This window comes from Panacibacter microcysteis, from assembly GCF_015831355.1.
GTDB classification, from domain to species: Bacteria; Bacteroidota; Bacteroidia; order Chitinophagales; family Chitinophagaceae; genus Panacibacter; species Panacibacter microcysteis.
In genome coordinates, this window is record NZ_JADWYR010000001.1 from 2371835 (window position 1) to 2395883 (window position 24049).

The 24049-nt window shown below is 42.8% G+C and carries 21 protein-coding genes; 13 read left to right on the forward strand and 8 right to left on the reverse strand.

Annotated elements, in window-relative coordinates; translation table 11 throughout:
• Positions 1 to 215 precede the first annotated feature (215 nt).
• The 6 genes from I5907_RS09615 (at position 216) to leuB (ending at position 7244) form a co-directional block, all read left to right on the forward strand.
• Positions 216 to 1502, forward strand: coding sequence for a YCF48-related protein (locus I5907_RS09615; RefSeq protein WP_196990496.1), 1287 nt, complete (start codon positions 216 to 218; stop codon positions 1500 to 1502).
• 185 nt (positions 1503 to 1687) lie between these two features.
• Positions 1688 to 3097, forward strand: coding sequence for a 3-isopropylmalate dehydratase large subunit (gene leuC / locus I5907_RS09620; protein ID WP_196990497.1), 1410 nt, complete (start codon positions 1688 to 1690; stop codon positions 3095 to 3097).
• Positions 3098 to 3222: 125 nt separating this feature from the next.
• On the forward strand, positions 3223 to 3819 hold the full coding sequence (gene leuD / locus I5907_RS09625) for a 3-isopropylmalate dehydratase small subunit (protein WP_196990498.1): 597 nt from the start codon (positions 3223 to 3225) through the stop codon (positions 3817 to 3819).
• 311 nt (positions 3820 to 4130) lie between these two features.
• Positions 4131 to 5705: an alpha-isopropylmalate synthase regulatory domain-containing protein gene (locus I5907_RS09630; RefSeq protein WP_231402012.1), complete on the forward strand. Its 1575-nt coding sequence runs from the start codon at positions 4131 to 4133 to the stop codon at positions 5703 to 5705.
• A 43-nt stretch (positions 5706 to 5748) separates the two neighbouring features.
• Positions 5749 to 6108, forward strand: coding sequence for a four helix bundle protein (locus tag I5907_RS09635; RefSeq protein WP_196990499.1), 360 nt, complete (start codon positions 5749 to 5751; stop codon positions 6106 to 6108).
• A gap of 65 nt (positions 6109 to 6173) precedes the next feature.
• Positions 6174 to 7244 (forward strand): 3-isopropylmalate dehydrogenase, encoded by a 1071-nt coding sequence (gene leuB, locus I5907_RS09640; RefSeq protein ID WP_196990500.1) that lies wholly within the window; start codon positions 6174 to 6176, stop codon positions 7242 to 7244.
• A 248-nt stretch (positions 7245 to 7492) separates the two neighbouring features.
• Here leuB and I5907_RS09645 read toward each other — a convergent pair whose 3' ends face one another.
• From I5907_RS09645 to I5907_RS09655, 3 genes are all read right to left on the reverse strand, one after another.
• The gene (locus tag I5907_RS09645) at positions 7493 to 7990 is read right to left on the reverse strand and encodes a dihydrofolate reductase (protein WP_196990501.1); all 498 of its coding nucleotides are present in this window, start codon (positions 7988 to 7990) and stop codon (positions 7493 to 7495) included.
• 83 nt (positions 7991 to 8073) lie between these two features.
• A complete protein-coding gene (locus I5907_RS09650) occupies positions 8074 to 8868 on the reverse strand; it encodes a thymidylate synthase (protein ID WP_196990502.1) in 795 nt (264 codons plus the stop codon).
• Positions 8869 to 8944: 76 nt separating this feature from the next.
• Entirely contained in the window at positions 8945 to 9343 is a 399-nt protein-coding gene (locus tag I5907_RS09655) for a hypothetical protein (protein ID WP_196990503.1), read from the reverse strand.
• A gap of 256 nt (positions 9344 to 9599) precedes the next feature.
• On the opposite strand from I5907_RS09655, the gene I5907_RS09660 reads away from it, so the two are divergent.
• The 3 genes from I5907_RS09660 (at position 9600) to I5907_RS09670 (ending at position 14580) form a co-directional block, all read left to right on the forward strand.
• On the forward strand, positions 9600 to 10166 hold the full coding sequence (locus I5907_RS09660) for a hypothetical protein (RefSeq protein ID WP_196990504.1): 567 nt from the start codon (positions 9600 to 9602) through the stop codon (positions 10164 to 10166).
• 142 nt (positions 10167 to 10308) lie between these two features.
• Positions 10309 to 13416, forward strand: a complete 3108-nt coding sequence (locus I5907_RS09665; RefSeq protein WP_196990505.1) for an alpha-amylase family glycosyl hydrolase — start codon at positions 10309 to 10311, stop codon at positions 13414 to 13416.
• 273 nt (positions 13417 to 13689) lie between these two features.
• Positions 13690 to 14580 carry a hypothetical protein gene (locus I5907_RS09670; protein WP_196990506.1) on the forward strand — a complete coding sequence of 297 codons (891 nt, stop codon included), beginning with the start codon at positions 13690 to 13692 and terminating at the stop codon, positions 14578 to 14580.
• A 17-nt stretch (positions 14581 to 14597) separates the two neighbouring features.
• Here the strand turns inward: I5907_RS09670 and I5907_RS09675 are convergent, their stop codons facing one another.
• From I5907_RS09675 to rplM, 5 genes are all read right to left on the reverse strand, one after another.
• The gene (locus I5907_RS09675; RefSeq protein ID WP_196990507.1) at positions 14598 to 16148 is read right to left on the reverse strand and encodes a CotH kinase family protein; all 1551 of its coding nucleotides are present in this window, start codon (positions 16146 to 16148) and stop codon (positions 14598 to 14600) included.
• 95 nt (positions 16149 to 16243) lie between these two features.
• Positions 16244 to 17083, reverse strand: a complete 840-nt coding sequence (gene tsf, locus I5907_RS09680; RefSeq protein WP_196990508.1) for a translation elongation factor Ts — start codon at positions 17081 to 17083, stop codon at positions 16244 to 16246.
• A 410-nt stretch (positions 17084 to 17493) separates the two neighbouring features.
• Positions 17494 to 18429 (reverse strand): 30S ribosomal protein S2, encoded by a 936-nt coding sequence (rpsB, locus tag I5907_RS09685; protein ID WP_196990509.1) that lies wholly within the window; start codon positions 18427 to 18429, stop codon positions 17494 to 17496.
• A gap of 108 nt (positions 18430 to 18537) precedes the next feature.
• Positions 18538 to 18927 (reverse strand): 30S ribosomal protein S9, encoded by a 390-nt coding sequence (rpsI, locus tag I5907_RS09690; protein WP_196990510.1) that lies wholly within the window; start codon positions 18925 to 18927, stop codon positions 18538 to 18540.
• A gap of 44 nt (positions 18928 to 18971) precedes the next feature.
• On the reverse strand, positions 18972 to 19415 hold the full coding sequence (gene rplM / locus I5907_RS09695; RefSeq protein ID WP_196990511.1) for a 50S ribosomal protein L13: 444 nt from the start codon (positions 19413 to 19415) through the stop codon (positions 18972 to 18974).
• 597 nt (positions 19416 to 20012) lie between these two features.
• Here rplM and hemA point away from each other — a divergent pair.
• The 4 genes from hemA to hemE all read left to right on the forward strand — a co-directional run bounded on the left by hemA (position 20013) and on the right by hemE (position 24030).
• Complete coding sequence (hemA, locus tag I5907_RS09700; RefSeq protein ID WP_196990512.1) at positions 20013 to 21236, forward strand: glutamyl-tRNA reductase; 1224 nt, start codon at positions 20013 to 20015, stop codon at positions 21234 to 21236.
• A gap of 8 nt (positions 21237 to 21244) precedes the next feature.
• On the forward strand, positions 21245 to 22168 hold the full coding sequence (gene hemC / locus I5907_RS09705) for a hydroxymethylbilane synthase (protein WP_196990513.1): 924 nt from the start codon (positions 21245 to 21247) through the stop codon (positions 22166 to 22168).
• Positions 22155 to 22862: a uroporphyrinogen-III synthase gene (locus tag I5907_RS09710; RefSeq protein ID WP_196990514.1), complete on the forward strand. Its 708-nt coding sequence runs from the start codon at positions 22155 to 22157 to the stop codon at positions 22860 to 22862. The genes hemC and I5907_RS09710 overlap by 14 nt, the downstream gene beginning before the upstream one ends.
• Before the next feature lie 124 nt (positions 22863 to 22986).
• On the forward strand, positions 22987 to 24030 hold the full coding sequence (gene hemE / locus I5907_RS09715; RefSeq protein ID WP_196990515.1) for a uroporphyrinogen decarboxylase: 1044 nt from the start codon (positions 22987 to 22989) through the stop codon (positions 24028 to 24030).
• Positions 24031 to 24049: the final 19 nt, after the last annotated feature.

The window sequence follows — 24049 nt, forward strand, 5'->3', positions numbered from 1 at the left end:
TTTGTAACCGGCTGCATTGCTGCTATTGTGCATCGTTGTGTCACTCACTTGTACGTCCTGTATGCGCTTCGGCATATGCTGCGCGGCTGTGTTTAACCTGCCACATTTTATGCAGGCATCTGCAAAAATTATATAAGCGCTTAAATAATTTTTGTGCTGCATGCCAACGAATGCAATGCTTGCTTCGTACAGCATCTCAATCAAACACACAAATTATGAAGGCCAATCTGCTAACGCTCCTGCTTGCGGGCTTCACCCATTTTTGCTTTGGTCAGTGGGTGCAGCAACAAACACCGGTGAAGAACAATTTAACAGCAATCCGTTTTTACAACGAAAGAACAGGCTATGCCGCAGGAGATGGCGGTACACTACTACGAACAAAAAACGGTGGCCGCAACTGGGAGCAAATGAATTTTCCATCTAAAGACAATCTTACTTCTGTAACGCTGGTCGACAGCGCAGTTGTGATCGTCACTACATCAAGCTATGAAAATGTACCCGCTGTTTACCGCTCACAGGATGGCGGCATTACATGGGTTAGAACATTGAGTGCGCCGGCAGGTTTGTATGCAGCAGGCACACCAGCAAAAAGAGTGTTTGCCATTGGCGACAGTATTTACCAAAGTAACAACAAAGGAAAAAAATGGTCGTCAGTAAAAGACATCAATAATACCAGCGCTTATAACTATATCAGTTTTGCAAACGAGGCCGCCGGCATGATTGGTGGTAATATTTCAGGCGCGTTTACTTATTCTGCCGAGTTTATACGCACCGCAGACAGTGGTAAAACATGGTATGGCAGTTTTCCTTTCGACTTTCCCAATGCCAATGGTTTCAGCACCATGGATTTTGTAAATGCTGATACTGCTTTTATGTTTACAAACTTTTACAACCGCTTTTTGCCGGGAGATTCAAGCCAGCTTATCATGCTTAGCAATTTTCGTTTGCGGCAGGAATTGAGCGGTCCCCAATGGCATTTCAATGCAAAAGTATTTGTGCCTTCTTTTCCCGGCAGGCTGAATGCTTGTCGTTTTTTTAAAACAGGCATTGCCTATGCCGTTGGCGATAAAGGCCATGTGTACCGGTCTGCCAACTTCGGCAAAAACTGGAAGCCCGAATACGCGGGTAAAGCGGTGTTGAATGCCATATACATGGTTAATGAAGAACTTGGTTATATTGCCGGAGACGGAGGTTTAATTCTTAAAAAAGAAGCCATACATACAGTAAAACCTGTTGCCAATGAGTTGCACATTACTGCAACGCCCAACCCAGCAAATTTTAAAACAACCGTACGGTTCCGGCTTACCGCGTCGCAACCTGTAACAATAAAAATTACCGATGCCACAGGCAAAACGGTATATGTAAAAGCGCCGGTTTACCTGGAGAAAGGTGATCAGCAGGTAGAGCTTGCGGTAGCAGATCTTTATAAAGGTTTATACGATGTAAGTGTACTAAATGGCGCAAACATACTGGGTAGTACAAGACTGGTAATAGTAAGATAGCATAACATCTGTTTTATGTAAAAGCAACAGCGGCCGCTGTTGCTTTTTTATTTTTTGCTAACAATCATTCATTTGTGATATTTAAATAAAAATCAGTACGATAAACCTTTTTACCCTATTTTTTGCGAAATTCGCGCTGCCTGCCTCTTAGATATTTCTCAACTAACTTTTTAAAAGATTGCAAAATGAGCAAATCTGCCAACACCCTTTTTGATAAAGTGTGGGATGCACATGTGGTGCGTAAAATTGAAGATGGTCCTGATGTGTTTTTTATCGACCGCCATTTCATTCATGAAGTAACCAGCCCCGTAGCATTTCTCGGCCTGGAGCAAAGAGGTTTGAGTGTACTTTTTCCTGAAAGAACATTTGCTACTGCAGACCATAATACGCCTACCATAAACCAGGATAAGCCGGTTAAAGATCCTTTGTCTGCCAACCAGCTTGCGGCACTGGAGCGCAACTCCGCCAAATACGGCATCTCTCATTGGGGGCTTAATAACCCAAAGAATGGTATTGTACACGTTGTTGGCCCCGAGAATGGTATAACACTGCCGGGCATGACCATCGTTTGTGGCGATTCTCATACATCAACCCATGGTGCATTTGGCGCCATTGCTTTTGGTATCGGTACATCCGAAGTTGAAATGGTACTGACCTCCCAGTGTATCATGCAGCCAAAGCCAAAGAAGATGCGTATTAATGTAAATGGAACACTTAATAAAGGCGTACTGCCAAAAGATGTAATCCTTTATATTATTTCAAAACTTACAACCGCTGGCGCTACCGGCTATTTTGTAGAATATGCCGGGGATGTTTTCCGCAACATGACCATGGAAGGCAGAATGACTGTATGTAACATGAGTATAGAGATGGGTGCCCGTGGTGGTATGATTGCACCTGACGAAACAACGTTTGCATATATAAAGGGTCGTGAAAAAGCACCAAAAGGTGAAGCATGGGACAAGGCACTTGCATACTGGAAAACCCTGAAAACAGATGAAGGCGCCACTTTCGACCTGGAATACAATTTCGACGCAGCAGATATTGAACCGATGATTACCTACGGTACTAACCCGGGTATGGGCATTGGTATTACAAAGCACATTCCTACGGCTGAAGCCGCAGGTGGTGGCAAAGCCACTTACGAGAAATCACTTGGCTACATGGGCTTTAATGAAGATGAAGCTATGCTGGGCAAAAAAGTTGACTATGTGTTTATCGGTAGTTGCACCAATGGCCGTATTGAAGATTTTCGGGCATTTGCTTCTATTGTAAAAGGCAGGAAAAAAGCAGACAACGTTACTGCATGGATCGTACCGGGCTCACACATAGTAGAGCAGCAGATAAAAGAAGAAGGCATACTCGATATACTAACAGAAGCAGGTTTTCAGCTGCGCCAGCCTGGCTGCTCGGCATGTCTTGCCATGAACGATGATAAAATTCCGGCTGGTAAATACGCGGTAAGTACAAGTAACAGGAATTTTGAAGGCAGACAAGGCCCCGGCGCCAGGACATTATTGGCAAGTCCGCTGGTAGCCGCCGCTGCCGCCGTTACAGGCGTTGTTACAGACCCCAGAGAGTTGCTGGAAGCATAAAAGGCAAAGCTGTAAGTTTTAAGCACTGCTCATCAGGCAAAGCTTTTTCATTTAATAAATCATCACAAACGAAAGCTAAGGCATTAAAGCATATCGCTGAATGCCTGTAGCCCAAAGCTTTAGATATGGCTTACGATAAATTCACGGTATTAACAAGTTCAGCAGTTCCAATGCCCATTGAGAATGTTGATACAGACCAGATCATTCCTGCCCGTTTTTTGAAAGCTACAGAACGCAAAGGTTTTGGCGATAATCTTTTTCGCGACTGGCGCTACAATAACGACGATACACCAAAGCAGGATTTTGTGTTAAACAATCCCATTTACGAAGGTAAAATACTGGTGGCCGGTAAAAACTTTGGCAGCGGCAGCAGCCGCGAGCACGCCGCGTGGGCACTGTACGACTACGGTTTTCGCTGCGTGGTAAGCAGCTTTTTTGCAGATATTTTTAAAGGTAATGCACTCAATATTGGCATACTGCCGGTAACTGTAAGCGCCGGTTTTCTTGAAAAAATATTCACCGCTATTGAAGCAGATCCTAAAACAGCACTGGAAGTAAACCTGGCCGAACAAAAGATCATTATACTGGCAACCGGCGAAGCTGAATCATTTGCCATCAACGGCTATAAAAAACATAACATGATGAATGGCTTTGATGATATCGACTACCTGCAAAATATCAAAGAAGAGATTGCGACATTTGCAACCTCAAGCCTGTATTAAACCCGTTGTGTATCCGGAGATATTTTTATGAACCCGGCAGTAGAATATGTATGAAGCACCTGTTGCGTCGCACTCTTCAGCCAAAGAATCATTACCAGGCAAAAGCGAAGACCGAAGCCGGTGATGATAGAAGATCAGACATGATGACTAACAGGAAAGGAAGGGTATAACGCTTACGCTTCTGCTGCCCATGCTTCGTTGCCCATAAAAGTTCCGGACGCACAAGTGAGTGACACAACCGGCGATGCCACCTGTACAAATGCCTGCACATACATAAAAAAAAGGATTGCCCAAGAACGAATAAAGTGACAATGACAACATTAACACAGCCAACAACAGATGCAGCTCTGTTAAGAGATGCAGTACTAACCAAACAGCGCCACCTGGAAATAATGGATACCACGCTGCGTGATGGTGAACAAAGCAGTGGTGTATCTTTCTCCGCATCTGAGAAGCTTACGATTGCCCAGCTTCTGCTTACCGAGTTAAAAGTTGATCGTATAGAAGTTGCTTCTGCACGTGTCTCGGAAGGTGAGTTCCAGGCAGTAAAAAAAATTACTGAATGGGCGGCAGCCAATGGCTTTATTGATAAAGTTGAAGTACTCACTTTTGTAGACGGGGAAGTATCCATTAACTGGATGCTGGAAGCAGGCGCCAAAGTAATGAACCTGCTTACCAAAGGTTCTCTTAACCATTTAACGCACCAGTTAAAAAAAACGCCGCAACAACATTTTGATGAAGTGGGTGCGGTAGTTGCACTCGCTAATAAAAAAGGGATTGAATGCAATGTATATCTCGAAGACTGGAGCAATGGTATGCGCCATTCTAAAGACTATGTTTTTGCTTACCTGGACTTTTTGTCTGCGCAACCTGTCAAAAGAATCTTACTACCTGATACACTGGGTGTACTTACACCATCAGAAACATACGAATACCTGCACGAGATCGTAAACAGGTACCCGGCTGTACATTTCGATTTTCATGCACACAACGATTATGATCTTGGTACTGCCAATGTGCTGGAAGCAGTGAAAGCAGGCGTACACGGTTTGCACCTTACCGTAAACGGTATGGGTGAGCGTGCCGGTAATGCACCGCTGGCAAGCGCAGTAGCAGTGTTGAATGATTATGTAAAAGATGTGCGTACATCTGTGGTGGAAGAAGAATTGTATAAAGTGAGTAAGCTGGTGGAGAACTTTTCGGGTTTTAGAATACCGGTAAACAAACCTGTAGTGGGCGAGAATGTTTTTACCCAAACAGCAGGCATACATGCAGATGGTGATAAGAAAAATAACCTGTACTACAACGATCTTTTGCCGGAACGGTTTGGCAGAAAACGTAAATACGCATTGGGTAAAACAAGCGGTAAGGCCAATATAGAAAACAACCTGCAGCAACTGGGTATTCAGTTGTCTGATGAAGATCTTAAAAAAGTAACACAAAGAATTATAGAGCTGGGCGACAGGAAAGAAACTGTAACACAGGCCGATCTGCCATACATTATCTCAGATGTGCTCGACAGTAATTCTATTGATGAAAAAGTGAAGATTGAAAATTACGCCCTTACACATTCACAGGGTTTGCGGCCGTCTGCCACGCTGAAGATCAATTTCGAAGGCGAATTTTTTGAAGAGCATGCACAGGGCGACGGCCAGTATGATGCTTTTATGAATGCGCTGAAAAGAGTGTACATCAGGAAGAATATTGTACTTCCTTTCCTTACAGATTATGAAGTGCACATACCTCCGGGTGGAAAAACAGACGCTTTATGTGAAACGATTATTACCTGGATGCACAATGGCAAAGAATTTAAAACCCGTGGTCTTGATAGCGATCAGACTGTATCGGCCATAAAGGCCACGCAAAAAATGCTGAATATTATTTGAGACAACAAGGCATTAAGGCAACAAGGCACTAAGGCAAATGAGTATGGCTGGTATCAAAACTTTCAGAGATTTGATAATTTGGCAAAAGTCTATGACTTTGGTAACAGAAATGTATTCGGTTACAGCTGATTTTCCCTCATCAGAACTTTACGGATTAACAAATCAAATGAGGAGATGCGCTGTATCTACACCAAGTAATATTGCGGAAGGTTATAGACGGAAATCTTCGGGAGATTATAAACGATTTTTGCAAATAGCGGTGGCGTCTTCATTTGAGTTACAAACCCAACCGGAAATCGCGTTTAACCTTAAATCCCTTTTGCACGATGTATTTAAAGATTTGCTTGCTAAAACAAGTGAGCTGGAAGTCATGACATTTTCATTAATAAAAAAGATTAACTAAGATAAGTAACGCAACATCACTAAGTGCCTAAGTGCCACAGTGCCTTGTTGCCTAAACTATAAAAAATGAATAAACACATTCTAATCGTTCCCGGAGACGGAATAGGACAGGAAGTAACGGCAGTTGGTAAAAAAGTACTCGACAAAATCGCGGAAAAATTTGGCCATACATTTTCGTATGATGAAGCCCTGATCGGTCATGTGGCCATCGAAGCAACAGGCAATCCCCTGCCGGATGAATCGCTGGAAAAAATGCGTAAGTCAGATGCCGTTTTATTTGGCGCAGTGGGCCACCCTAAATATGACAACGATCCTTCTGCCAAGGTAAGACCCGAACAGGGTTTGTTGAAAATGCGTAAAGAGCTTGGCTTGTATGCCAACCTGCGGCCGATAAAATTGTTTGATGAACTGCTCGGTGCATCCAGCATAAAACCTGAAATACTCAAAGGCGCAGACATACTTTTTTTCCGTGAGCTGACAGGCGATATTTACTTCGGGGAAAAAGGCAGGAAGAACAATGGTGATACCGCGTACGATATTGCAGAATACAGCCGCTACGAAGTAGAGCGCATAGCACGCAAAGCATTCGATGCCGCTCGAACAAGAAGAAAAAAGCTTTGCTCGGTAGACAAAGCCAACGTAATTGAAACAAGTCGTTTGTGGAGAGAGGTAGTACAGCAAATTGCAAAAGAATATCCTGATGTGGAAGTAGAGCACCAGTTTGTAGATGCAACGGCCATGCTGCTGATCAAAGACCCGCGCAGGTTCGATGTGGTGGTTACCGCAAACCTGTTTGGCGATATTCTTACAGACGAAGCATCGCAGATCGCAGGTTCTATGGGCATGCTCGCTTCAGCATCCATTGGCGATGGTACGGGCGTATATGAACCCATACACGGTTCTGCGCATGACATTACCGGCAAAGGCGTGGCCAACCCGCTGGCTTCCATTTTGTCCGCAGCATTGCTGCTCGATATTTCTTTCGGCATGAAAGAAGAGTCTGAGCTTGTAATAAGCGCAGTAGATAAAGTGTTGAAAGAGGGTTACCGCACAAGAGATATTGCAGATGCAGCTACCACGCCCGAAAATATGCTGGGCACAGCAGCAATGGGTGAAGCCGTTCTGAAGTTTATTTAAAAGCGTATAAAACGATACAATAAAAGCCACGCATGTCGTGGCTTTTATTGTATCGCCAGGCGTAGTTTTTTCGCATGTTATTGGGGGGCCGGCAGCATTACTACTATCAACGCCTGTTGTGTCACTCACTTGTGCGGCAACAAATAACTCAGCACTTTTCAACCTACATTATTTTTTCGAGGCACGCACACGCGTAAGCGGTAAATGAGTAGCACCTTTATTACGAGGTATAAAATTACAGTTCGTCATCATTGTTTTTCCCATAACTGAAAACTGTAATCGTATGCATGTTTCTCATCTGCAAAAAAATCCTGGTTAGAAACCAGTCTGAATTTGCTTTCATCGATGACAGGATAAAAAGCATCAGCATCTTCAAATGTGGCGTGCACACGCGTAATATAGATCTTATCAACAATGTTTATTGATTGCTTATAAATTTCGCCACCACCAAGTATCATCAGTTCTTTGTAATCGTTCTGTTGCGCAATAAAGATGGCGTCATCAAAGTTGTGAACCACCACACTATCTTTCGCGGTAAATGCCTTGTTGCGTGTAATAATAATGTTGAAGCGGCCATTCAGCGGTTTGTTGCCAAGCGATTCAAAGGATTTCCTGCCCATGGCCACCGGCATGGCCCATGTAATATTTTTAAAAAATTTAAGATCGTTTGGCAGGTGCCACAGCAACTGGTTATCTTTTCCAATGGCGTTGTTGGCCGCTGCCGCTACCACATGCGTAAGAATCATACAAAGCATCATTAACAGTGAATAATAAGCAATGAACGAAAAGATAAAATTATACCTGTTGTTCATTGCATGGAAGAGCGACCCTACACCGCAACAGGTGCTTTTATAGCGGGGTGCGACTGGTAATTTTCCAGTGTAAAATCTTCGAAATTAAAATCGAAAATATTTTTTACCGCTGGGTTCAGCTTCATGGTTGGCAACTCGTAAGGTGTTCTGCTCAATTGCAGTTGCACCTGCTCCATATGATTGCTGTAGATATGTACATCGCCAAATGTGTGTACAAAATCGCCGGGTGCAAGATCGCAAACCTGTGCCACCATCATGGTAAGCAATGCATAAGAAGCAATATTGAACGGAACACCCAGGAACACATCTGCGCTGCGCTGGTACAACTGGCAACTCAGTTTACCATCTGCAACATAAAACTGGAAAATGGTATGGCAAGGCATCAGCGCCATTTTTGGAAGATCGGCCACATTCCATGCACTTACAATAATGCGCCGGCTGTCTGGTGTATTTTTTATCTGCCTGATGGCTTCACTGATCTGGTCTATCACCACACCATCTTTCCCTTCCCAGCTGCGCCATTGTTTGCCATAAACCGGGCCCAGTTCGCCATTTGCATCGGCCCACTCATCCCATATACTTACGTTGTGTTCTTTCAGGTACCTGATGTTTGTTTCACCTTTTAAAAACCACAGCAGTTCATAGATGATACTTTTCATATGAACCTTTTTTGTGGTTACCAGCGGAAAACCTTTTTGCAGATCAAAACGCATCTGGTAGCCAAAACAACTGGTGGTTCCGGTTCCTGTACGGTCAGTTTTTGTGCTGCCGTTATCTACAATATGCTGAAGCAGGTCTAAATACTGTTGCATGGCTGCAAGGTAAGAAAACTATGCACCATGATTTTTTGGGCGGTATATTTTGTGCGCAAACTGTGGATTATAAAAACTAATTGCTGCCGTTTTTTACGGCTTTGTATTTATTGGAGCAGCCTTCTATACAACCAACCGGCGAAAGAATAAGTGTGGCACCGTTATCCTGTATGGTATAATAACATTCCATGGTAGAAGGCATTTGTGTGGGCAGTATGAACGCCAGTTTCGCACTATCGATAATGGTAAAGCCGATGGCATTGTTGTATGCACCATCAGAGCTTTCGAAAGATTTGTCGCTGTTGAAAGTGATGGTTTCAATGCCTGTGGCCTGGTGCCAGGCACCTGCATCGCCGGGGCTTATAAAATATTCTGTAAGCTGCCATTTGCCTGCCAGTCCTGTATTGTAATAGGTGGCAGATTTGTTACAGGCAACAGCAATGAGTAAAGGCAGCAGGTATAACAACTTTTTCACGGTGTTAATTTTGGTGGCTGACATAAAAAAATAATTGGCCGTTGCATGCAGGGAAGATTTTCTTTAATAAGCGTGCAAATATATTGCCCGCATATGAACATAATGATGGCAGATTGGTTAAGCGGCGTTGTACCATTGCTGAATAATGGACAGGATGTACAAGTGAGTGACACAACAATAGCCAAATAGTAGCAATGCTGCCGGCTACTTAAGCCTGCCGTTTGCATTTGCATTAATTTTGCAGGGAGTTTACCTTATGCATGAGATAGAACCGTTTTACAACTGGCGTCATTTATATACTGCGGAGGAAGATCCACGATCACCGTTTTTTGGGCGCACCTATAGTGAGTTTGAATTTTCTCAGGTGGTGTATAATTACTACATACATCCCCAGTGGGATGAATTTGGCAGCCGTACATTATACATGAAAATTTTGTACGCAGATTATGAGCAGCAGTTTGTAATAATAGAATTGATAGGAGAGTGGAACGATGCGATTGAAAATGATATTATGATGCTGAAACGCGAAGTGACCGATAAGCTGTTTGTCCAGGGCATTACGAAGTTCATCCTGATTGCGGAAAACGTGTTGAACTTCCACAGCAGCGACAGGGAATATTACCAGGAATGGTTTGATGAGGTGACGGATGAAGGCGGCTGGATTGTAGCGCTGGACATGCCGGAGGCCACGCAATATGATTTTCGTAAAAAGAAACTGAATTACTACGTAGAACTGATGGATATTACCAACTGGCGCGTTTATAAACCCGAACATCTTTTCAACCGTATCAATGACGAAATTTCCCGGAGGTTAGGCGAGTAAAATCATTTAACATTAATATGGGTCAGGGGTTGCACATTGGAAACCTGCATCCTGCGCCGCAAAAAAGAACTACTGATTTTTGCTAATGTGTATTTTTTACACATATATTTGCCTGCTCACTCGCTAAAACTAACATCGCTATATGAAAAAAGTACTACTCTTTACTTTTGTAATACTCTCATGCATTGCAAAAGCCCAGTTACTTACCTGGTCTCCCGACTTTATAAAAGAATCATCTACACCCGTCGTGGTTACAATGGATGCAAGCTTTGGCAACAAAGGCCTGCTCAACTACACACCTACCGGTGACGTATATGTGCACATAGGTGTTATTACCAATAAAAGCTCGGGCTCGTCTGACTGGAAGCATGTGCCATTTGCCTGGGCCACCACAAATACGGCAGCACGCTGCGAATACCTGGGCAACAACAAATGGAAGTTTACGATCAACGGCGGATTGAGAACATTCTTTAGTGTTACAGATGCCACAGAAACAATCCAGAAAATTGCCATTCTGTTCAGGTCTGGCGACGGTAACAGAAAGCAGGCTAATACAGATGGCTCAGACATGTATGTTCCGGTCTACGACAATGGTGTTAATGCACGCATTGATGAGCCGTTTAAACAGCCAACCTATGTGCCGGTTCCGGAACCTGTTTCAAAAAAAGTGGGTGATGCACTGACCATAACTGCAAAGCAAAACACTGCAGGGACATTAAAGATTTTCTTTAACGGCAATTTACTGGGTACTACAGCAAACACTTCCCTTACCGTTACTACCACCATTGCGGTATCCGGAGATCAACAGATCGTTGCTGAATCTGCAAGCGGTAATACTGTTAAAAAAGATTCGGTAAAGTTTGTAGTAATACCTTCTAACAATGTAGCTGAGTTACCAGCCGGTGTGCAGGATGGTATTAATTACGAAGCAGGTAACACGTCAGTAGTACTGGTTTTATATGCACCGGGCAAGAAGAATGTATTTGCTATTGGCGACTTCAACAACTGGGTCGCGGGTGCTGCAGGTTTAATGAACATTACCCCGGACTCTAAGCGTTTCTGGATAAGGCTTACAGGCCTTACACCCGGAACAGAATATGCCTTTCAGTACCTTATAGACGGCAATTTAAAAATTGCTGACCCTTACACTGAAAAAATTCTTGATCCTGCCAATGATCCGTTTATAGAAACAGCTACTTATCCCAATTTAAAAGCTTACCCGGCAGGAAAAACAACCGGTATTGTAAGCCTCTTTCAAACAAACAAACCGGCTTACAACTGGCAGGTAACCAACTTTACAGGGCCAGACCGGAATAACCTGATCATTTATGAGTTATTGCTGAGGGATTTTGTTGCCGCACATAACTGGCAAACACTGAAAGACTCCCTGGCTTATTTAAAAAGGCTTGGCGTAAATGCAATAGAACTAATGCCGTTTAACGAGTTTGAAGGCAACAGCAGCTGGGGTTACAATCCAAGCTACTTTTTTGCACCGGATAAGTATTATGGAACAGAAGCGGCGCTTAAACAACTGATCGATGAATGTCACAAACAGGGTATGGCTGTAATAATGGATATGGTGCTTAACCATACCTACAACCAGTCGCCACTTGCACAAATGTATTGGGATGCGGCAAATAACAGGCCTGCGGCCAATAACCCGTGGTACAATGCGGTAGCGCCCACTGCTTTTGGTTTTGGCAACGACTTTAATCACGAAAGTGCAGATACCAAATCGTTCTTTAACCGCGTACTGCAACATTGGATAAAAAATTACAGGATTGATGGTTACAGGCTCGATTTTACCAAAGGACTTACGCAAAAGCAGTCATCAACAGATCAACAGTTTTCTGCTTATGATGCCAGCCGTATTGCTATCCTGAAAGCTTACAACAGCACGATAAAAACGGCCAATGCCAACGCCTATGTAATACTGGAGCACTTTTGCGATAACACCGAAGAGAAAGAATTGTCAGACAATGGAATGATGCTTTGGTCAAGGGCTACATACAATTTCCAGGAAGCCACAATGGGATGGTTGGGAAACTCCAATTTTGAAAGCATTCTGTATACTAAAAAGGGATGGACCAAACCTGCATTGGTAGGCTTTATGGAAAACCACGATGAAGAGAGATTAATGTACAAGAACGAAAAATATGGTAACAATGGAAACAGCGCTTATAATGTAAGAGACACAGCCATCGGTTTAAAACGAAATGGCATGGCAGCCGCATTTATGATGATGGTTCCGGGACCGAAAATGATCTGGGAGTTTGGCGAGTTGGGCTATGATTACTCCAGGTGCTATTTGTCTACTAACGGCGAAGAAGGAGATTGTAACAGAAAACTCGATCCAAAACCGATCAAATGGGAATACTACCGTAACGCAAACCGTAAAGCGTTATACGATGTATATGCAAACCTTGCGCGGTTAAGAAATACACCAGCCTATCTTTCTACATTTACAACGGGTACCATCAATTCCAATTTAAGTGGCGCCGTTAAATGGCTCAATGTTTCTGATAATGCGCTAAAAGTTGTGGTATACGGCAATTTTGATGTAAATACTGTAACCGCCACCGTTACATTCCCGGCTACAGGTGTTTGGTATAGTTACCTCAACGATTCTGTTGCCACAATTAATTCAACTACGGTTAATGTAACATTGCCTCCGGGAGCTTATTACGTGTTCACCAATAAAGATATATTGCTGCCGGTTAATCTGTTAAATTTTACTGCGCAAAAAACCTCTGCACAGGCAGTACAATTGAACTGGAGCACCAGCGCAGAAAGTAACAACAGTTTCTTTGAAGTACAGCGTAGTTCAGACGCAAACAATTTTGTTGCCATTGGTAAAGTAAATGCACAGGCCGGTACCGCAGTAAAAAGCTACTCGTATACTGACAGCAGGGCAGCCGCCATTAATTACTACAGGTTAAAGCAGGTAGACAACGATGGTGCTTATCGCTATTCTGCAACACTTCCGGTTAAATTTGATAACAAAGTTAAATGGCAGTTGTATCCGAATCCTGCTAATAAAAACACGGCGCTGTATATGCAGGAAAATGTAGAAGGCCTCCAGCTAACGCTTTCGGATTTGTCTGGCAAAATAGTTTACAGCTCTGCTGTAATAAATGCTGTTGCAGGTCAGCAAATTAATGTGCCTGTTGCCCGGCTGGCCAGGGGAATTTATGTGTTAAAGATCAGTACACCTGGCAGCACCGCTACAGAAAAATTGGTTATTCAATAGTATGATTTGGTGTGAAGTTTTTACATATCCCGTCTTATTTGTAAGACGGGATTTTTTTGTGCTCCCGGCAGTTGCTTTTCATGGCATCACCTGTTGTGTCACTCACTTGTGCGTTCCGTTTTTATGGCAACTGCAGCATGCTGCTTTCCCCATCAACGCGCAGTTTAAACGGTATAAGGGCAGAAGCATAAGCCTGCCTGTAACAAGAACAGAAATAATCCTGTTTAAATTGACGTATCCGGTAAAAAAGACGATTTTTAGTAAAAAACCGGGATGTTTAATAAGCTAAGACAACGTTATAAAAACCAGGTAAAATCAAACCAGAACAGGTTAGTAAATGCAATAGACAATAGGCTTACACCAATCAAGCAATACTTTGTTGAGAAAGAAATTGCAGAAATATTACTACATGTACAACAAAGAACGCCAGAGAATCCGGTACTGCACGGCTACAAAGTTTACAGCATGGTAGATGAAGATGGCATTATAGATTTCCTGTTTGGAAAGATAGGTGGCAATAAAACTTTTTTGGAAATCGGTACAGGAGACGGCAGGGAAAACAATACGCATTGGTTACTGCTAAATGACTGGAAAGGTGTTTGGGTAGATGGTTCTGAAACCGAATACAATGCCTTTAACCGCTACTTTGGAAAAACAATATTCCCAGGTAAATTTTTGTTTGAAAACCGCTTTATCGATCTTCAAAACATTATACAGTTATATACACATTACAAGCAGTTTTTACAAACGGACGAGATTGACTTCTTCTCTTTGGATATAGATGGTAACGATTACCATGTTCTTAAAACGATGTTTGAAAGTGGGCTTACCTGTAAAGTAATTTGCGTGGAATACAACGCAAAATTTCCACCCGGCTCCGCTGTTGTTTGTAGTTATGATCCAAACCGTGTCTGGAATGGCAGTGATTATTTCGGAGCATCATTAACAGCATGGTGCAGCTTATTTGAAAAATTCCATTATACGCTTGTGTGCTGTAATGTAAATGGCGTAAATGCTTTTTTTGTAAACAATAAATACATGGAAAGCTTTGTGCAATACCCGGTAGCTCAATTGCATCAGCCGGCAAGATATCATTTGAGCGACAGGAAGAATGGTCACCCTGCATCGCTGGAGTATCTTAAAAACGTGTTGGCTGCTTATTGATGCCACTGGTAAAGCCTTTAATCAAACCGTGGCCCATTGAATACATCATCCAGCCAGGTTATGCGGTTTGTAAGATAATTTTTCAGGTAGTCTGTTTCTCCCTTATAAGATCCCGCCACCTGGAAGTTGCGGTAAACTTTTTGATTTAGAATATTCCAGCGTTGAAAGTTTTTTGTTTGTGAATATTGAAGCTGAAAGGCAAGCGCGTCAACAAAGGCAGGAATGCTGGTTATATTGGCTTTAACAATGTTCCATCTTTCGCGAACAGCTTTCCGGAATGTGGGGTCTTCCATTAGCCTGTTTATCCACATTTTAGGTTCGTGTGCCGCGTCAATCATCAGCCGGTTTACGGCATCTCCTATACGGTCATCGTTATTTGCGGCAATATCAAAATCCCATACTGGTCCGGAATACATTTTATCATTTCCATAGTCTTTGTACATGTAAGTGCTCCAGAATATATCAGAATTACCCATTACTTCATTAACGATGTAATAGTTCACATAAGAATCAAGGTCAAAGTATTGCTGGTAGCCTTTATTAATATCAGTAAAGTTGTCAGAAAATAAACTGTCCTCAAATTTGTTGTAATGGTTGGTGATGTAGATTTTTTGTGCGTCGGTAATCTCATCATCATCCGGGTAGTGTACAGCAACAGGCATACCTCTCGTTGTCAAAAAGTTTACTGCTTCGGTAAACGCAAAGCCATCTACTTCTGTTAAATATCCACCAGAAATTTCGGGCCATGTATTGGCACCTTCTTCCTGTTCATGAATATTTACTTTGTGTTCACCAACATCAATCTGTTCAACCAGTTCATAATTACCAATATATTTCCCATTCAGTATTACATCTACATATTTTCCGGCAGGTGTGTAAGCGAGCCCTGCACGGCGACTTAGCTCAAAGGCTACTTCGTTTCTTACAAGAGACTTATCAGCGTAATTGGCCAGCAGTACCCATTGTTTGCTTTCGTTCATGCCAAGCAAACCGGCTTTTTTGCCAAGCTTGAACTTGTATGGTTTTTTAGGCATGTCCCATGTAGAATTGCCACGCCCTTTTATCTCTATCTCACCACCAAAAAGGCTATCGCTACTCATGTTTTCTTTTATGGTAACATAACCTGGTATGTATGTATCCCTGCTTTCGATAGGAACGTTATTGGTGGAGATATACAGTGCCGGTAGTTTTGTATCGCTAAACTTTACCACATAGTTTTTTGCACTGCCGTCTGCCGCTTTTACCGTATAAGTTATGAGACGGGAAAAGTCATGTGCTGCCTGGTTACTCACCTGCTTTACATCTCCGATCAGTACTTCGGTTGCCTTGCTTGTAAATGACGGTTTAAGATTTGTAATATCTGTGCCGGAGAAAACAAACGCATAGATTGTATCATTCTCAATCTCGCAAACAATATCCTGCGGCAACGTAGCATTTTGTGTTATTGTAAACGAAAAAGATGTAAAGGTTTTTTCATCAGAAGGTGCAGGTGTTTCTTCTGTTTTAGAGCAGGCAAGGCAAAAGGAAATGATGCAGGCTGTAAATAGCAGTGGCAGGTTCAATCTCATAAACATATTTTGGTTGGGATACAGACGAAACTAAAACAATAAAAAAGAGTAAACACAAGGTTTACTCTTTTTTATAAAATTTAAAGTTGTACTTATTATCCCAGCGCTACTCTTTTGAATTCTGTTACTTTCAATGAAGGATCAACACTTTTTAAATAAGCTTCAACGCTTACGCCGGCATCTTTTACAAATGCCTGTGCAAGCAACGTTTGCTCTTTAAAGAACGCATTTAGCTTGCCTTCTGCAATTTTGCCAAGCATTTCATCTGTTTTGCCGGCCATTTTAGGATCCTGCTTCATTGTTTCAATTACAATGTTTCTTTCGCGTTCTACTGTTTCTGCAGGTACGCTTGCAGGATCAACTGCAACAGGGTTCATTGCGGCAATCTGCATTGCTACATCTTTACCTGCTTCAGCGGCTTCCTTGCTAAGGCCAACCAATACACCCATCCTGTTTGCACCGTGAATATAAGAGGCTACATAAGGCGCTTCAATTCTTTCAAATTTAGCTACACCAATTTTTTCACCGATAGAAGCCAGTTTATCATTGATAAGATCTGAAACTTTTGCACCGTTTACAGATACTTCATTCAGTTCTTCTGCGCTCTTTACATCGTTTGCAACGGCTGCGTCTGCTATGCTTTGTGCAAATGCCACGAAATCTGCGTTTTTAGAAACGAAATCTGTTTCGCAGCTAATGCATACCACATAACCAACTTTATTATCCGAAGATGTTTTAGCAATTACAACACCTTCTTTTGCTTCACGGTCGCTGCGTTTGGCAGCCACTTTCTGACCTTGTTTGCGCAACCAATCGATGGCAGCTTCAAAATCGCCACCTGTTTCTGTTAGAGCCTTACGGCAATCCATCATGCCTGCGCCGGTTGCCTGGCGGAGTTTATTGATGTCTGCTGCAGTTATTGTTGCTGTTGACATAAAATGTTATTTGAAAATTATGAATTTGATTTCTGTTTGCTGTTCGAACCTTTAAATGAAATACCAGTCAACTTTCCTATAAAATAGATTATTATGCTTGTAATGATTGCGGCTGTTACTGACAACCAGGTTATACTTTCCTTAATTGTCTTATCGCCGTCAACGCCAGCTGATAATATATCAGCTACAATTAGGATGCACGATAAAAGTAATACGCTTAAAATTGCTTTTTTCATCACAAAGGACTAACAGTTTTTATAAAGGTTAGGGAAAAGGCATCGTTTGCCGAAGAAACTTCAGAACGCACAAGAGTGCGACGCAACGGAAGCTCAATAGTAGTATAAAAGTTGGGTCAATAATCACCTCACAAATGACAATGATTATTGACCCACTATTATTTGCGACTTTGATTATCTTCTTCCGCCACCAACACCGCCACCGCCTGGTGCGCCACCACCCTGGGGTCTGCGGCTTGCACCACCTGGTACACGACGTTTAGGAGCACCTGCAGGGCCACGGCCGGCACCGGCACCGCCGCCACCACGACCACCACGGCCACCGCGTGCAGTTTCAGCTTCTGCCTCAGCCTGTAAACGTGCTGCTCTTCTTTCTGCTTCATTATCTGTTTCTTCTACTTCGTCATCTTTAGATGCCTGGCGTTCTGCCAAACCTTCTGCAATGGCTGCGGTAATATAGTTGGTAATGATGGCGATTGACTTTGTAGCATCATCATTCGCTGGTATAGAGAAATCAACTTTATTAGGATCGCAGTTGGTATCTACCATACCCAAAGTGGTAATGCCAAGGCGTTTTGCTTCTGCAAGGGCAATATGCTCGTGACCAATATCCACAATAAACAATGCTGCAGGAAGACGGCCAAGCTGGGCAATACCACCCAACACTTTTTCCATCTTATCCTTATCACGGCTAAGCGTTAAACGCTCTTTCTTGGTAAGGCTTTCAGCGCTGCCATCGTTCAGCATTTTTTCAATGCTCTGCATTTTCTTAACGCTTTTACGCACAGTGTTGAAGTTGGTAAGCATACCACCTAACCAACGCTCTGTAGCATACGGCATATTTACTTTCTTGGCGCATTCGCTTACGATTTCTTTAGCCTGTTTTTTTGTAGCTACAAACATGATCTTCTTGCCGCTTTTTGCAATCTGTTTCATTGCAGCAGCAGCTTCCTGCAAACCGTCAACAGTTTTATTGAGATCAATGATGTGAATACCTTTCTTCTCTGCGAAGATGTAAGGCAACATCTTTGGGTTCCACTTCTTCTTGAGGTGACCAAAATGTACACCTGCTTCGAGCAACTGTTGCTGTAAAGAAGTATTTTGTTCCATTTTATTATTTGCTTTAAGCTTTGGGCTGCTAGCCGTAGGCTTTTGTTAAAAATTAAGTTGTCATTTCTGCAGCTTGAGGCATAAAGCTTAAAGCTTGCAGTATTGGTATTAACGTTTGCTGAACTGGTAGCTTCTACGCGCTTTCTTATGACCAAATTTCTTACGTTCAACACCACGTGGGTCACGTTTCAGGTAGCCTGCAGCTTTTAAAGCCGGGCGATATTCTGCATTAATCTCCAATAACGCACGTGCAATACCCAGTTTTGCAGCTTCTGCCTGGCCTTTAATGCCACCACCTGCTGCATTGATCTGAACATCAAATTTGTCTAAAGCTTCAATTGTTTTCAACGGAGCTTCAACCTGGTTTTGTAAATATGCCAGTGAAAAATATTCTTTATAGTTTTTGTCGTTTACAGTGATCTTGCCTTCACCCTTGCTGATGAAAACACGTGTAACCGCTTCTTTACGGCGACCAACTGCGTTCTTTTGCTTTTCCATTTTTATTTTGCTTTAGGCTTTAAGCTTTGGGCTTTAAGCAATGTTTAGAATTTGAATGCCTTTGGTTGTTGTGCAGTATGTGGGTGTTTGTCACCTGCATACACGTACAGCTTTTTGTACATTTTACGGCCAAGACGATTTTTAGGTAACATGCCTTTTACCGCTCTTTCCATTACCACCTCGGGGCGGCGGCGCAACAGGTCTTTCGCTGTTTCTTCTTTTTTACCACCAGGGTAGCCCGAAAAGTTGATGTATTGTTTGTCCTCAATCTTGTTGCCTGTAAAAACAACTTTGTCAGCGTTAATAACAATTACATAGTCTCCACAATCTACGTGTGGGGTGTAGTACGCTTTGTTCTTACCGCGAAGAACAGCCGCGATCTTCGATGCTATGCGACCTACGGTTTGATTAGTACCGTCAACAACATACCAGTCACGCTGTACGGTAGCCTCGTTCGCACTTTTTGTTGTGAAATGTAGTTTACTCATTGTATTTTGTTTTATTAGCCTGCGCTATCCCGCAGGTTTTTAATGGAGCGCAAAGGTGCGGTTCTGCATTTATTCCGCCAAAGAATTCGCAAAGTTATTTTTATGCATCTTTTGTAATTAATTGATTTTCAATAAAAATTTTGCACGATAAAATTAGTGATGGTGTGAAACCAGCGCCATTACTACTATTTGCCGCCTGTTGTGTCACTCACTTGTACTGCAACAATACTATTCAGCAATGGGCACCTCCCCGCTTTTTAGGCTGCATCATCCAGTGCTTACTTTACAGGATTGTCATGCAAAAGTCATATCGGTTATGCCGGCAAATCCCTTACCCCATTTCATTCCGTAAATAAAACTGTTCATTAAATCATTTGCCCGGCTTAGCACTGCAGTACAGGAGTGCGACGCAACGGCAGCTTAATTTAGTGTTGAAGCCGGGTACACAATCATTATATAATCACCAATCTTACACGCAGCTATAAATGCAACATTGAAACATGACACAGAAATGACACAGGAATGATGCATGTCATGTTTTAAACGGAGCGTCAACAAGTATTTTTGCGTCGCGATATAAGATAAACAGCAGAAGCAATGCATATTAACCAGTTTTACATAGCAGGGATCAACTACAAAAAGACGGATGCTTCAAAGAGAGGGTTATTTGCTGTTAATAATGATCATTATAAATCCATCCTTCAAAAAGCGCCATCTTATTTTCTAAACGAACTTTTTATACTCAGCACCTGCAACAGAACGGAAATCTATGGTGTATCTCCCTGTGTGGATAGTCTTGTGCACCTGTTGTGTAGCGAGACCGAAGGTTCAGCAGAGCAATTCAAAGAACTCGCATACATAAAACAGGGCGAAGAAGCTATTCAGCATTTATTCAATGTAGCATCTGGTCTCGATTCCCAGATACTGGGCGATTACGAAATTGTAGGCCAGCTAAAACAAGCCAGCAAATTTGCGCGTGAAAACGGTTTTATCGGCGCTTTTATGGAGCGCATGATTAATACTGTACTGCAATCATCAAAAGCAGTAAAAGCGCAGACAGCTTTAAGTGGCGGAACAGTTTCAGTGTCGTTTGCAGCTATCCAGTTTTTGATGGACACCGTAACAGACATCGCCGGCAAAAAAATCGTATTGCTCGGTACCGGCAAGATTGGTCGTAATACCTGCAAAAACCTTGTAGACTACCTCAATACCAAAAATATCACCTTAATAAACCGTACACCTGAAAAAGCTGCGGAACTTGCACTGGAGCTCGGTTTGCAAAATGCTTCGTTTGAAGATGCAGAACAGCACATTGCTGCCGCCGATATTGTCATTGTTGCTACCAACGCCGAGCACCCGGTTATTATGAAAGCAGACCTGTTGAACAGCAATGCCAAAATACTCGTAGATCTTTCTATTCCCAATAATATAGATCCTGCTGCAAAAGAACTGGCACACATTACATTGGTAAATGTGGATGATCTTTCCAGGATCAACGATGCTACGCTTGCTAAAAGAAAGGCAGAAGTGCCAAAAGCAAAATCAATCATTGCTACGCATATGGAAGAATTTTCGAAGTGGTACAGTATGCGCAAAGATGTACCTGTACTCAAAGCTGTAAAGCAAAAATTACAGGGCATGCATGAGTGTAACCTCTTTCTGGCCATGCATACCAATTCCGGATCTTCTTCATATACTGTTTCTGAAGATTCTATTCAAAAAATCATCAACGCTATGGCGCTCAGGATGCGCCAGCAACGCAAGCCAGGGTGTAATTATATAGAAGCAATTAATGACTTTATAACCAGCCGTGTTCATTAATTTTGCCTATGCCCAAAGTACTCAGGATTGGTACACGAGAAAGTCAGCTGGCTGTTTGGCAGGCTGAGCTTGTACAAAAACAATTAGCAACACATCATATCGAAAGCGAGTTGGTCTTCATTAAAAGTGAAGGCGATATAGATCTTGTAACACCCTTGTACGAAATAGGCGTACAGGGTATCTTCACCAAAACGCTCGATGCCGCCTTACTGAATAAAAGAATAGATATTGCGGTACATTCTATGAAAGATGTACCGGTGCAACTGGCCAAAGGAATTGCACAGGCTGCGGTTCTTAAGAGAGCCAGTTACAAAGACATACTGGTTTATAAGCACAATACAGATTTTTTGCACGATACAAATGCAGTTGCCACGATTGCAACCAGCAGCATACGCCGCAGGGCGCAGTGGCTAAGCAGGTACCCCAACCATATTATAGAAAACCTGCGTGGCAATGTAAATACCCGCTTACAAAAAGTAAAAGACCATAACTGGCATGGCGCAATCTTTGCCGCAGCCGGTGTTGAGCGCATACATGTGCGCCCGCAAAATTCGATTGATATTTCCTGGATGTTACCGGCACCCGCACAAGGCGCCATTATGGTGGTGTGTAATGAAGACGATGCATATGCAAAAGCAGCTTGCGCGCCGCTAAATGACGAGGCAACAGCACTATGTACCAAAATTGAAAGAGATTTTCTGAAGACTTTAATGGGTGGCTGTTCCACACCTATCAGTGCCCTCGCAGAAATAAAAAACAATACGCTTTATTTAAAAGGCAATATTTTCTCGCCAGACGGATCAATGTTTCTCGAAACAGAAAAATCAGCTCCCGTAAACAATGCATCCGCCATTGGTGTTCAAGCAGCCGGGGCATTATTGCAACAAGGTGCCGATAAAATAACTGCCGCTATCCGCAATGCCGCAATTTAATTATCACATATTGTGTACACGCAGTATAGACAACATGCTTGTTTATAAAGCTGCCAATAACGGCATTGCCATAGACAACATGAATTTTGTAGAAACAGAACCTGTAATAACAGATGCAGTCGTAAATGCAATCACCACGCTTGCAACTGAAAACAAGACTGTTGTCTTTACAAGCATGAATGCTGTTGATGCAGTTACAAACCAGTTAAAAGGTATTCCGGCATGGAACATTTACTGCGTTGGCGGCATTACAAAAGAAACAGTGTTCAATTTTTTTGGAGAAAAAGCAGTAAAGGGAACAGCCAAAAATGCAAAAGCGCTGGCAGAAAAAATGATGCATACAGGCGGTATAAACGAGGTCGTTTTTTTCTGCGGAGACCAAAGGCTGGATGAATTACCTCAAACACTTGCAGCAAACGGCACCAGCGTACAGGAAGTGGTGGTATATAAAACAACCCTGCTTCCAAAATTTGTCTCCAAAGACTACGATGGTATTGTTTTCTTCAGTCCAAGCGCGGTACACAGTTTTTTTTCTGATAATACCATCTCTACAAATGTGGTGCTGTTTTCTATAGGTAATACTACAACGGCCACCATCAAAACATATTCAGCCAATAAAATACTTACCAGCGAGTGGCCGGGTAAAGAAAATATGATTGAAATGGTCATTGAATATTATAAAATAAAGGCATGATGAGCCAGGCTGCATTGCTGCTATAAAGCACCTGTTGCGTCGCACTCTTGTACTGCAACGTGTATTTCAGCAAGGCGTCATCAGCGTAAGTTTATCTAACATACATTACTGACGAATAAAATATATGTCACAACAACTACAGAACGACCTTTTACTAAGAACACTAAGGGGAGAGCAAACCGAACGCACACCTGTATGGATGATGCGCCAGGCCGGCCGCTATTTGCCCGAGTACCGTGTACTGAGAGAAAAATACGGTTTCTTCGAAAGATGCCAGACACCGGAACTTGCCTGCGAGATAACCATTCAGCCGGTTGATATTGTTGGTGTAGACGCCGCCATCTTATTCTCAGACATATTGGTGGTACCGCAGGCCATGGGGCTGGAGGTGCAGCTGATAGAACAAAAAGGCCCGGTACTCCCAGACCCTGTTAAAACAGCCGCAGATCTTAACCGTGTACGGGTACCCGATGTACAGGAAACATTGCAATATGTTTTTGATGCTATCAAACTCATTAAACAGGAATTGAATGGCCGCGTGCCCCTGATTGGTTTTGCCGGTGCACCGTGGACGTTGCTTTGCTACATGGTACAGGGTAAGGGTAGCAAAACTTTTGATGAAGCAAAAGCTTTTTGTTATACCCAGCCGGAACTGGCGCACCGGTTATTGCAAATGATCACAGACACCACAATCGCTTATCTCAAGGCACAGGTTGCGGCCGGTGCAGATACGATACAAATATTCGATAGCTGGGGAGGTTTGTTAAGCCCGCACGATTTTGAAGCAATTTCCCTGCAATATATCAGGCAGATCGTAGCGGCTTTAAAAGACGAAGTGCCTACGATCATTTTTGCAAAAGGAGCGTGGTTTGCGCTCGAAGAAATGGCCGCAACAGGGGCAGCCGGTTTGGGAATAGACTGGTGTATAAAACCCCAACTGGCAAGGCAGATGGCCGGCAGCAATGTAACACTGCAGGGCAATTTCGATCCTGCAAAATTATTGTCGCCAATACCTGTTATACAAAAAGAAGTGAGAGAAATGCTGCAGGCATTTGGACCGCAAAGGCATGTTGCCAATCTTGGGCATGGCATATTGCCCAATATTCCTGTTGATCATGCAAGAGCTTTTGTAGATGCGGTGAAGGAGTTTCGGTTTGCAGCGCAATAAAAACCCGTAGCTAAAACCC